At 50.8% G+C, this 11496-nt stretch carries 9 protein-coding genes; 2 read left to right on the top strand and 7 right to left on the bottom strand.

Translation table 11 applies throughout. The annotated features are described in order from the left end of the window. Both NZM04_08900 and NZM04_08895 read left to right on the top strand, forming a co-directional pair. Positions 1-294 (top strand): hypothetical protein (locus NZM04_08900; protein ID MCS7064140.1); only part of this gene is annotated, 294 nt, incomplete at its 5' end. Between the two features lie 81 nt (positions 295-375). Further along, positions 376-2052 (top strand): molybdopterin-dependent oxidoreductase, encoded by a 1677-nt coding sequence (locus NZM04_08895; GenBank protein MCS7064139.1) that lies wholly within the window; start codon positions 376-378, stop codon positions 2050-2052. Between the two features lie 110 nt (positions 2053-2162). On the opposite strand, the gene NZM04_08890 is transcribed toward NZM04_08895, so the two are convergent. The 7 genes from NZM04_08890 to ftsW are packed head-to-tail and all read right to left on the bottom strand — an operon-like array spanning position 2163 to position 11446. After that, positions 2163-3593 (bottom strand): hypothetical protein, encoded by a 1431-nt coding sequence (locus tag NZM04_08890; GenBank protein ID MCS7064138.1) that lies wholly within the window; start codon positions 3591-3593, stop codon positions 2163-2165. A gap of 20 nt (positions 3594-3613) precedes the next feature. Further along, a complete protein-coding gene (gene ftsA / locus NZM04_08885) occupies positions 3614-4915 on the bottom strand; it encodes a cell division protein FtsA (protein ID MCS7064137.1) in 1302 nt (433 codons plus the stop codon). 57 nt (positions 4916-4972) lie between these two features. Continuing rightward, positions 4973-5890: an FtsQ-type POTRA domain-containing protein gene (locus tag NZM04_08880; GenBank protein MCS7064136.1), complete on the bottom strand. Its 918-nt coding sequence runs from the start codon at positions 5888-5890 to the stop codon at positions 4973-4975. Beyond that, positions 5887-6810, bottom strand: a complete 924-nt coding sequence (locus tag NZM04_08875) for a D-alanine--D-alanine ligase (protein MCS7064135.1) — start codon at positions 6808-6810, stop codon at positions 5887-5889. Before NZM04_08875 ends, NZM04_08880 begins: the two co-directional genes overlap by 4 nt. Beyond that, positions 6807-9125, bottom strand: coding sequence for a UDP-N-acetylmuramate--L-alanine ligase (murC, locus tag NZM04_08870; GenBank protein ID MCS7064134.1), 2319 nt, complete (start codon positions 9123-9125; stop codon positions 6807-6809). Before murC ends, NZM04_08875 begins: the two co-directional genes overlap by 4 nt. A 17-nt stretch (positions 9126-9142) precedes the next feature. Further along, positions 9143-10276 carry a UDP-N-acetylglucosamine--N-acetylmuramyl-(pentapeptide) pyrophosphoryl-undecaprenol N-acetylglucosamine transferase gene (locus NZM04_08865; protein ID MCS7064133.1) on the bottom strand — a complete coding sequence of 378 codons (1134 nt, stop codon included), beginning with the start codon at positions 10274-10276 and terminating at the stop codon, positions 9143-9145. An 18-nt stretch (positions 10277-10294) separates the two neighbouring features. Continuing rightward, positions 10295-11446 carry a putative lipid II flippase FtsW gene (gene ftsW / locus NZM04_08860; GenBank protein MCS7064132.1) on the bottom strand — a complete coding sequence of 384 codons (1152 nt, stop codon included), beginning with the start codon at positions 11444-11446 and terminating at the stop codon, positions 10295-10297. Between the last annotated feature and the right edge of the window lie 50 nt (positions 11447-11496).

Genomic DNA, 11496 nt, shown 5'->3' with positions numbered 1-11496 from the left:
TATGGGAATGTGGTGAGGACGAATGAGAAGGGAAAGGTGATTTTACAGTTGGATGAGGGAGTAGGGGATGGGAAGGGATTTAGGTTTTTTTTGGTGAGGCCGCGGACGGAGGTGGTTTTTGAGCCAGGGGCGAGGGTGAATGTATTGGGGGAAGAAGGACGGAGTTTTCAAGCGAAGCGGGAAGGCGTGTATGTGGTGGATCGTGGGTTTAAGCTTAAGAAAGTGAGCCGAAGGGATGAGCAGCGGATGATGATGAACGAGCTTATGGAGTTGAAGGAGCGGAGTCGATGGTAGGGATTGGGGGTAGATAGGATGGGGGTGGGAGAGGGTTTGGGCTTGTGAGGAGGCGGGTTGTGGGTAGTTTTAGTATTTATTATGAGTTTGTTTGCTAAGAATCCGTATGATCATGATCGGGTGGCTGAGGGTACGCCGTTGGTGAATGTGCAGGTGGATGGGGAGTGGGTGCAGGTGCCGAAGGGGTTGAATGTGATTGAGGCGGTGAAGCGGTTGGGGAAGTTTATTCCGCATTATTGTTATCATCCTAAGTTGGCTGTGGTGGGGAATTGTCGGATGTGTTTGTTTGAAATGGGGATGCCGAAATTGGATGGGGATCGGAAACCGGTCTTGGATGCGGAAGGGAAGCCTGAGATTGGGTGGATGCCGCGGCCGCAGATTGCTTGTGCGACGCAGGTGGTTGAGGGGATGGGGATTCGGACGGATTCTGCGCTGGTGAAGGAGTGTCGGAGGGGGGTGATGGAATTTTTGTTGATCAATCATCCGTTGGATTGTCCGATATGTGATCAGGCTGGGGAGTGTAAGTTGCAGGAGTTTTCTTTTGAGTATGGACAGGGGAAGAGCCGGTTTGTGGATGAGAAGGTGAAGAAGCCGAAGCGGGTGGATATTGGGGAGCGGATTGTGTTGGATGATGAGCGGTGTATTTTGTGTTCGCGGTGTATTCGGTTTGCGCAGGATTTTTGTAAGGAGGATGTGTTGGGTTTTACGCAGCGTGGGAGTTATACGACTTTAGGTATATATCCTGGGAAGCGGTTTGATAGTGGGTATTCGTTGAATGCGGTGGATATTTGTCCGGTGGGTGCGCTGACGAGTAAGGATTTTCGTTTTAAGATGAGGGTTTGGTTTTTGAAGGAGACGCCGAGTATATGCACGGGTTGTGCGACGGGTTGTAATATAACGGTAGGGAGTCGGGAAGGGCGGGTGTATCGGTTGACGCCACGGGTGAATGAGGCGGTGAACTCGCATTGGATGTGTGATGCGGGGCGGTTGGGGTTTCACTATATTCATCGAGAGGATCGTCTTGTGAGGCCTATGGTGAGGATGGGGGATGGGTGTTTTCTGGGGGCATGGGAAGATGTGTTAAGGCAAGTAGGGCAGCGGTTGAGTAGGTATGGGAAGGGGGAGGTGGCGGTGGTGGGGTCGGCACGGGGAACTCTTGAGGAGTTGTATTTGTTGCGGCGGCTGGCGAGGAAGGTAGGGGTGGAGGATGGGTTGCTGGATGTGGTGCCAAGGCATGGGCAGGGGGACGGAATTTTGAGGAGTGCGGATCTAAATCCTAATACACGAGGTGCCAGGTTGTTGGGCTTTGGTGGCGATGGGAGGAGATTGGGATTGATACGCGACAGAGTAGCGGCGGGGGAGGTGAGGGTGCTGTATGTTTTTCACGAGGATGTGGTGAAGGCTGGGATAGGGGTTGAAGTTTTGGAGAGGCTAGAATTGCTTATTGTGCAGGATATTTTGCCGAGCGAAACGACGAGGTTGGCGAGTTATATTTTGCCTGGGGCTAGTTTTGCTGAGAAACGGGGCACTATGATTAATGAGGGGCGGCGGTTGCAGAGGCTGAATTGTGCGATTCGACCGCCGGGTGAGGCTCGTGAAGATTGGAAAATCTTGAGCGATGTATTGAAGGAGTTGGGAGAGGATGTGGGATGCCAGGATGTAGAGGAGGTGTTTAAGATGATGGGGGCTGAGCTAGAGGTGTTGAGGGGCATGACGCATGGCAAAATCGGGTTTGAAGGGGTGGAGTTGGATGTGTAGAGAGGGTGGGGGTGGGATGCAGCTTTTGGGTGTGAAGGGAAAGTTTTTGGTGGGGGGAAGGGAGGTTTGATGAGAGATTTGATGATGGGTGCTCGAGTGGCTGGATGGGGTTATGGGGTAAATTCGATTTTTATTTTGCGGCGGATGTAGGTGGGAATGTCAAGGTTTTGGTTGTTGTAGTAGGTATGAAAGGAACGTTCTGAGCCGATTAGGGCTTCGTTGGCGAGTTCCAGTTGTTCTAGTTTTAAGCTGTGAGTCGGGGAGGGGGGATCTTCGAGAGTGGTTGAGGTTGAGTCATTCGTGACTACCGAGCTGAGAAAAGTCTCTTGTTCGATGGGATTGATTTGCTTGAGGAGTGGAGGAGTTGGATTGATCGATGAGGCACGGCGTTTTGATGGTTGGGGAGAGTTGTTATTTTTGGGGTTGGGGTATTGAGTGTCGGAGGGGGGTAAATTCTTTTTTGTAGGGGATTCGTTTTGGGGATCGGGTTGGTTTTTTTGTGTTTTGGTTGGGTTTTTTTTGAGGGGTGCGGTTGTTTTTACGAGGAAAAGGGTGATGCGGAGTTCCTCTGGTAGTTTGGGGTCGTGAGCTATTTGTATGGCTAGAGGAAAGGCAGGAGGGAGTTTTTCTTGGATTTGTTTGATTAGGTCATTTTGTTGACTGAAGGGGTAATCGCCACCGAAGGTGATACAGAGAAGACCTTGCTGGACTTGATCGAAGAGGTTGGGTTGGCTGAGAAGGGGACGTTCGATCAAGGCAGAAGCGATTTCATCTTCGTTGTAGAAGCCGTGTTCATCTTTTTTGCGTTCTATGCTACCGACCCAGCAATTTTCATAGGCAGTGGTGCCATGGAGCTTGCCGAATAGACTTCTTAAGTCAGAAAAGTCGCGGGGAGTGAGGGCATGGGGGCGCAGGAGTCTTTCGATGGCTTCGACGGCACGGGCGATTTCCTTATCGAGGGAGTAAAAGATTTGTTCGAGGGATTGTTTGATTTTCGTGTTGATATCGAGGGGACTGCTGGGGATGGCTATGACGCAGTCAGCATATTCACGAAGAAATTCTAGGACTTTTTCGGCGCGGTCTTTGGTTTTTTTGCCTTCGATTGTGTGGGGTAGGACACCTATGACGATTGTTTTAATGTTATGTTTGCGGGCGATGGTGGTTAGACCTGCTGTAAATCCTCCGCCGGTGCCGCCGGCGAGGCCTGAAACTAGAATGACTGTTTCTGACTCTTGTATCCATTGACGAAGGAAAGGTTCGTTAATTCTGGCGACAGAGAGTCCTTTTTCAATGTCGCCATTACAGCCTAGGCCATGGACGTCTGGGGCAGTTAGCAGATGTTTTTTTTCAGCAATGGTGGCTTTGATGGTTTGTTCGTGGGTATCGAGTGCAGTGAGGTCAAAAGTAGCTTTATTTCGGATGGTCTGGAGTTGTAGGCAGTCTATGATTTCTACCCCTGCGCGGCCGATGCCGACTATTCGAGTGGAATGAAGAGGAGGGGGGGGTGTGGTGGAGTGGGGGTCTCTGACAAAATCGATCATGGGATATGATAGGTTGAGAGTTAGAAGAAGAGCTTCATATCAGCCCACATTTTTTTAAGCGAGTGTCGGATACGAACTAGTGGTCGTCTGGCATATATGCGCATTTCGTTGCGATGCGCATAGGCAAGGGTTCCGAATACAGTTGCGAGCTCAGGTCGATGCATGAGCTTTTGGTCTCCATCAAATGGGAGTGGGCGGCAAAGTTGTGGTTGGATGCGTTCGGGAAATATTTTGGAGGCCAATTCTGAAATGCCAGGCAACTTGCTGCTGCCTCCTGAGAAGTATAGGGGACCGCTAAATCGCGGCCAGAAATGTTCTTTCTGGAGGAGGTCGAGAATAATTTCGAGAGTTTCGGCCATGCGTGCTTGGGTAATTTGCATGATGGGGAGGCGTTTGATTTTTATTGTGTGTTGGGCATCATTCGGATTACGAAGAGTGATGATTTGTTTCTCCTCGGCACTGTTCCAGGCTGCTGCACCGTATTGTTTTTTGATTTCCTCAGCAAGTGCGTAATTGATTGGGAAACGGGGGAGGTGCTCTTTGAAAGCAAGGATAATGTCCTGAGTGAGAGTATCCCCACCTATTCCGAGGACGTGGCTATAGATCATTCCTCCATCCATGAAAACAGACACTTCCGTGACTCCGCCGCCTAGATTTACTACAATGCCCCCTTCTTTGCGTTCTTGTTGTGTAAGGACGGCAAAAGGAGTGGCATATGTGCCGGCGACAAGCTTTGTGATTTCGACGTCTAGGGATTGGACTGCTCGGACTAAGGTGTCGGCTTGAAGTTCATTAGCGTAAATGAGATGAAAAGCGCCAGACAACTTCTTGGAATTTAAGCCCACTGGCCGAGGAACGGCAGCACCATTGTCATTGTAGTAACTGCGAACAACGTCGTGTAGGAGTCGAGTGTCTTTTGGTGGGGTGAGTTCTCTTGCCTTTTGATTTAGTTGGCTGACATGTTGGGGAAGAATTTCTGGTAGAAACGTTTCATTTTGGCGACGACGATCATGAGAAAGGATAGGGATGCTAACGTTTGCGTTAAGCGATTGGGTCAGGGGGTTAGAAAAAGCTAAATACACTTCACGGATGGCAACATCTGTCGCTGTCTCAGCCTCAAACAAGGCCTCACGGATGCACTGTGTGACCATTTTGATGTCCAGGATTTGGCCTTTGCACATTTGATACATCGGATGTTCGCCTAGTCCGAGTAAACGCAACGACCCCTCTTCCAACCGACATTCTGCGATGGCTGCAACAACCTTTCGAGTTCCGACATCTAATGCGACGATGATAGGGCGAGAGGATTGAATAAAGAACATACGATCATGAGTTAAATTTACTGTGAAAGAGCGCGGTGTGCATATCGGTTCAATTTTTCAACGCCTAGGGTTGGAGACTGCCGAAGGAGTGTTCAAAACAGTGTATTCGCGATAAGTGACGGGGACATTTCGCGATGGGGTCAAGTCTACTGTATTCAGCAACCAATAGCGAGCTGTGGCATAATCAATAATTTCTGAGAGCCGGTTTAATTGAGCAGCATATAGTTCTTGGCGGAATATAACACGATATCCTTGGGTAGTCGTCACATGCAGCATCATCGGCTGGCTTACGTCGATTGTCTTGACGTCAAATACGGACCGCATCGGTGTCTCATTTAGGGCTTTTAGGAAGTCCAAAGCTGCACTAATCTCCTTGCGATTTAATCGAATGCCTTCCTCCAAATCATTCCATCGCAGCCCCACGATCTCAGGTAAAGATCGCAGTGTCTCTCCAGGACGAGGGCGCATTACAGTCCCGTCCCAACCTACGTAAAACAAATCCTCTTTTTTTTGTCCCAAAGCTACACCACGAATCAACATCGCAGGTAAACGCTCCTCGACCTTAATGATTAACTTATCTGGCAACACTCTCTCCACCTGTGCTTGAGCGACATAAGGCAAAGCCTCGATCGCTTTTTGCACCTGCGCCAGGTTAATCTGCATCAGATTTTGTCCCGCATGCACATTGGCCGCCTCTAACACCTGCCGCCGCACAATGTTGCCACGCAAATCAAGCTGAATTTCTCTCAAAGTAAATTTCTCATTTTCGTAAACAAATCGCCGCAATGCCCATTCCATCCCCTGATGAGTGAGCCAGCTCAAAGCACCAAATAACACAACAACCCCCCCCGTCCCCATCAATATGCGCCCCCACTTTTTCCGTTGAAGACGCACGTTCCGCGGCTCCACCACTAAATTCACTATACTTCCGTGCAAAGCCCGCACACGTTGTCCTGTATTCAGCCAACGAATCATCTCCTTCTCCTTCCGTCCTCCACGCTACCTCGTATCCGAAGCGAAGCGGCAATAATCCGCTCACACAAAGCCTCAAACGATAACCCAGCCACACGCGCAGCCTTAGGTAGCAAACTTGTCTCCGTCATACCAGGTATAGTGTTCACTTCTAAAACATACACATTATCTTGCTCGTCAATCATTAAATCAATTCTCGCATACACTTCACATCCGAGCGCCTCATAAGCCTGCTTCGCCGCTACCCTCACCTTGCCTGCCAACTCAGGCGCCAACTCAGCCGGGCAGATGTATTCCGTCGCCCCAGCCGTATATTTATTCTCGTAATTATACCAACCTCGCTTCGGTCGTATCTCTACGATCGGCAAAGTCTCCCCCTCCAAAATTCCCACCGTCACCTCTCTACCGCGGATCCACCGCTCCACAAGCACAGGCTGATGATATTGTCGCACTCGAGCCAGGGCTGCAGACACTTCTGCAGCATCTTGGACAAACTCAATCCCCACACTCGAGCCTTGGCATACGGGTTTCAAAACAAACGGCGGTTGCATCTTAGGCTCGGCTTCTCCGATGAGCGTTTCACTTTCTGCGCAAGGCACGCCTTTCGAAAAAAATATCGCCTTGCTCCTTCCTTTGTCATAAGCCGCCTGGCTCGCCGCTACACCACAACCGGTGTAAGGCACGCCCTTTGTCTCACAATACGTCTGCACCTCACCATCCTCGCCAAACTCACCATGCAGGCAGATAAATACCAAATCCACACCAGCAGACCACACAGGCGTGCGATTCTGCACGTCAATTTCTTCCACCTCATACCCCAACCTCCTCAGAGCAGAAGCAACAGCTGCCCCCGTCCGAAGCGACACTTCTCGCTCCGAGGAGATACCCCCCTTGAGCACAGCAATGTGATGAGCCAGTTTCATCCGCCTTCCTCCCAATCTTCACCCAGCACAATCACTTCATTCTCTAAATTCACCTGTGCACGCTCTCGAGCCGCTTCTCTGATGCGCTCAATCAACGCCAGCACATCCGCAGCCGTAGCTTGACCTCTATTAATAATAAAATTCCCGTGTTCTTGAGAAACGACCGCATCTCCAACGCTCCAACCTTTGCATCCCAACTCATCAATCAACTTCCCAGCCGGAATATTCGGCGGATTTTTGAAAATACACCCCGCACTTGCTGCGGCTGGCTGACTTTTCCATCGCTTTTCATTCATCTCCTGGAGCGTCTGTTCGATCGCCTCGCGACTTGAAGGCTTTCCAATAAACCGTGCCTCCAATGCGATCAAATCAGCCATCCCCGGCACTTCGCGATAACGCGGGCTCAACTCCGCCACAGACATGATTTTCACATTGCCCGCCTTATCCATACAACGCACCCACGACACAGAATCCATCGTCCAATGTCCCATAGCGCCAGCATTCATTTTCAACGCCCCTCCGACACTCCCCGGTATACCATCCAGAAACTCCAATCCTCCAATAAGGTGGCGCTTAGCAAAGGCCACGACCTCCTTAAGCCTAGCCCCCGCGCCAGCGATCAAACCATCCTGGCCATCCAGACGAATCCCTTTGAAATAAGGTTTCCCTAAATGAATCACCACGCCACGCAAACCGCCGTCCTTCACCAAAAGATTACTCCCGCGACCAATCACCCAAAACGGTTCCCCCTTAGCTTTTAGATACTGCAAAAGCGCTCTAAGATCAGCTTCATCACCAGGCTCCACCCAGATTTGAGCAGGCCCTCCGACGCGCAGCGTAGTATGCCGTGCCAAAGACTCTCCCCGGCGCACTTCACTCTCCGGATGGCGTAGCAAATCCGTGATCGCATCATACAACTCCAACTCACGCGCAAGCTCACTCGCCGTCTTATGAATATCCCCAGCACCGAGAGTAAGAATCAAATCCCCCTCCTGAATTTTTTCAGCAGCATAAGCACGCAGACGGCTTAAATTTTCCGCGTAGATCACTTCGCCTCCACTACCTTCCTTGATTTTCCAAGCCAGTCGAGCTCCCCCTACGCCTTCCAGTGGCTTTTCGCTGGCACCATAGACTTCGGTGATCAGAGTGACGTCCGACTCCTTAAACGCAGTGGCAAACTCCCTTTGAAGCAGCTTCGTGCGGGAATAACGATGCGGTTGAAATAACGTCAACACGCGTTTCCATCCGCTATTCTTCGCCGCTGCAAGAGTCGCTCGGATCTCCGTCGGATGGTGCGCGTAATCATCGACGACCATCCAACGTCGGCTTTGATATTTTACCTCAAAACGGCGTCGCGCCCCTTGAAATTCAGCCAGCGCCGCCTTCACGCGATCCCACTCTAGCCCTAGTTCTCGAGCTAACGCTACGACAGCCGTCGCATTGCTCACATTTTGCAACCCCGGCACATTGAGCTGCACCTCGCCGATGCATTCTTCCTGATCGTAAATCGTAAACGTTGATCCATAATTCCGCAGCTTTACCTGTTGCGCGCGAATGCGGCAGTTGGGACTAAACCCGTAGCTCAGCGTATGAGCATGTTGCGAACACAGCAGCACCGCATTCCGATCATCCCCGCAGTAAATCAGCCGCCGTCGCGTCGCTTGCACATAGGTTTTGAAAACACTCAAGATCGCTTCCAAGTTGCGGTAGTAGTCCAAATGTTCCTCCTCGATGTTTAACAATATGCCATAGTCACAACTAAACTCAGCAAGCGTGCCATCGCTCTCATCGACTTCGACCACGAAATGGTCAGCCCCTGCAGCCCACTCAGCATTGCTGCCGAGTATTGGCACTTCCGCGCCGATATAGTGTGCACAGCCCGGCCCAGCCTCTCTAAGGACATGCGCCAACATCGAGGCTGTAGTCGTCTTGCCATGCATTCCCGCGACAAGACAAGCTTTACGTAAGCTGGCTAAAACAGCGACGCATTCCCCCCGGCGCACTTCCATCAACCCGCGCCGCTGAGCTTCTTGTCGTTCGGCATTTTCAGGCTCGATAGCAGAGGAATAAATCACGGCATCACATTTCTCAGGGAGATAACCATCATGTCCTTGGTGAAACGCCATGCCGATCTCTATGAGCTTGTCCACAACTCGGGGCCGCGCGCGGTCCACGCCATAGACAAAGTGTCCCATCTGCAAAAGGATTCGGGCTAGTGCGCTCATGCCTGCTCCGCCAACCCCGAGCAGCGCAAAGTGACTGCGTTTGCGAGTGAGCAATTCAAGCAGAGTCTCTCGGATAGCCGAATTCATCATGATGTGAGAAAAAGCGTCTACACTTTTACGGTGATGGCTTTGGTTTTCATCTCGTGCAACTCTTCCACAACGTCCGCAACGGCTTCAGCCGCACGCCCGCGAAAGAGTTTTTCGGCTTTGCTCGACATATCTTTGCGACGCGCCGCATCCTCCATCAGGTCGATAATCATGGTGGCAAAAGCCCCGCGTGCATTAGGAGTTCGTTCCGGTTGATGGCAAAGCAGCGCAGCGCCACTGTCTGAGAAAATCCTTGCATTGTGCGTCTGATGATCATCAGCCGCATAGGGGAAAGGGACTAAGACAGACGGCAATCCGAACGCCGCAATTTCCGTCAATGAAGCGGCTCCTGCCCGACTTATGACGAGGTCAGCCAGGCTGTATGCATCTTGTATCGTATGGAGATATGGGAACACCTTGTGAGAAAAACCGTATGGAGAATAAGCATGACGCCCTTTTTCTAAGTCATCGGGCCCAGTAATGTGGATGAATTGCCATTGATCGCGATATTTCGCGAAGTAGGGCAGCGCATCAAACATCAACGCATTCAGGCTCCGGGCGCCTTGGCTGCCTCCCATCAGGAGCACCGTTTTTTTGTGTGGATCGAGCTCTAGCCTTTTTGCCGCTTCAGTTCGCTGAATACGATTTAACCCGTGTCGTAGAGGAGTGCCTGTGTGTTGGGTTTTTTTCTCTCCAAGGAAGTCCATCGTCTCACGCCAACCTACTAAAATGCGGTCTACACGGTCTGCCCACAGGCGGGTGACTTTCCCGGGCATGACATTCGATTCATGAATAATGCAAGGCACTTGGAGTTTGTTTCCGATTTCAAGGGGCACGATACTTGTGAATCCGCCCATAGCGAGAATGAGCGTAGGAGGTTCTTGAGCAGCCAAGGCGGAAAGTTGCCGACGCGTCTTAAGATAGGCGCTGAAAAACAACAAAGCTTTTAGAGATTTCCAACCTGGCCAGCCTATCATCGGAATACACTCAGTGGGTATAGTCGGGAATTCCTCCATGATGGACTGATCCACGGGTTTCTTGGAGATGATAAGGCGGACTTGGTTTCCGCGTGAGATTAATACTTCAGCGACTGCAATACCGGGATAGAGATGCCCTCCCGTGCCCCCGCATGCGATCCAAATGTTGTTTTTCATAGGCTACAGTCTGAATGATCATGAAGTGTGGCGTGCAAGGACGGCATGCAGCCCTTGCCGCCTCAGGTGACAATCTTGATGTATGTTTAATAAGACACCGATAGAGACCAGACAAAACAGTAGATTTGAGCCACCGTAGCTGATGAATGGCAAAGGTAATCCTTTGTTGGGAAGTAAAGCTGTGACAACTCCCAAGTTTACCAAGGCCTGCAGACCGATCGCGGCCGTCAGTCCAAAAGCCCAGACGCGTTGACCAAAGGTCGGGGCATGATAGGCAATCCAAGCGCCGCACAGCACGATAACTACATAGGCAAGCACAACAGTCAGAGAGACCCACAGGCCTAGCTCTTCGCCAATAATGGCAAAAATAAAGTCAGTATTCGCCTCAGGAAGATAATCCATTTTTTGACGGCTATTTCCCAACCCCACCCCATATAGGCCCCCGGTGCCCAAAGCGATATGTGCCTGCCAGACTTGCCATGCATCACCGAGCCGGTGAGCTTCAGGATCGAGAAAGGCCAAAATTCGCCCTCGCCGTTCAGGCATAAAGAAGGCCAAGACTAATACACTCACTCCTACGAATAACAAAATCGAAATAGCTTGTATGTATGGTAATCCGACCACAAACAACCCCATGACGAGTAAGACACAAAAAATAATTGCAGTGCCCAAATCAGGCGTCGCTAAAATCAAACCTGCATAGAGGGCTACGACAGCGATAACGGGCAATTGAGCACGCCAAGAGAACGATGAGCCAGGCTTTGAGGTTTTCTCGGCACGCCAAGCTAAAAAAGTTAAAAAGGCAAATTTCGCCCATTCGGAAGGTTGGAATGTGAAGCCGAAAACTTCAACCCAACGTCGAGCAGCATTTACTTCTTTGCCGATGCCTGGAATGAAACAGGCGATCAATAAAATTGCGCCGATTGCACACAGCCACGGACTCGCAGCTAAGACTTTCTGCGGATCGAGAAGAAAAAAAATGATCGCAGCGACAAGACCGATCAAAAGCCAAAGGGCTTGTTTTTGGAGAGGAGCCAGGACAGCGGATTGGCCGAGTGGAGCGTATTTTGCACCAGTGCTGTAAAGCATGACTAGTCCTAGAGCCAGGAGAGACAAGACGGTGAGGATGAGCACATATCCGACTGCTCTATGAAAAGCGGCTAAGCCCATACCAACCACTGTGTGGGTATGTTGTCGTAGGTTGTCTTGAAGGCGCGCTC

It is taken from the genome of Candidatus Methylacidiphilales bacterium (assembly GCA_025056655.1).
Taxonomy (GTDB): domain Bacteria; phylum Verrucomicrobiota; class Verrucomicrobiia; order Methylacidiphilales; family JANWVL01; genus JANWVL01.
Note: the sequence above shows the minus strand (reverse complement) of the source record. Positions and strands in the feature narration are given on the sequence as shown.

Coding starts and splice junctions, on each gene's coding strand:
- NZM04_08895 (MCS7064139.1), top strand. CDS start 376: ATGAGTTTGTTTGCTAAGAATCCGTATGATCATGATCGGGTGGCTGAG.
- NZM04_08890 (MCS7064138.1), bottom strand. CDS start 3,593: ATGATCGATTTTGTCAGAGACCCCCACTCCACCACACCCCCCCCTCCT.
- ftsA (MCS7064137.1), bottom strand. CDS start 4,915: ATGTTCTTTATTCAATCCTCTCGCCCTATCATCGTCGCATTAGATGTC.
- NZM04_08880 (MCS7064136.1), bottom strand. CDS start 5,890: ATGATTCGTTGGCTGAATACAGGACAACGTGTGCGGGCTTTGCACGGA.
- NZM04_08875 (MCS7064135.1), bottom strand. CDS start 6,810: ATGAAACTGGCTCATCACATTGCTGTGCTCAAGGGGGGTATCTCCTCG.
- murC (MCS7064134.1), bottom strand. CDS start 9,125: ATGATGAATTCGGCTATCCGAGAGACTCTGCTTGAATTGCTCACTCGC.
- NZM04_08865 (MCS7064133.1), bottom strand. CDS start 10,276: ATGAAAAACAACATTTGGATCGCATGCGGGGGCACGGGAGGGCATCTC.
- ftsW (MCS7064132.1), bottom strand. CDS start 11,446: ATGGGCTTAGCCGCTTTTCATAGAGCAGTCGGATATGTGCTCATCCTC.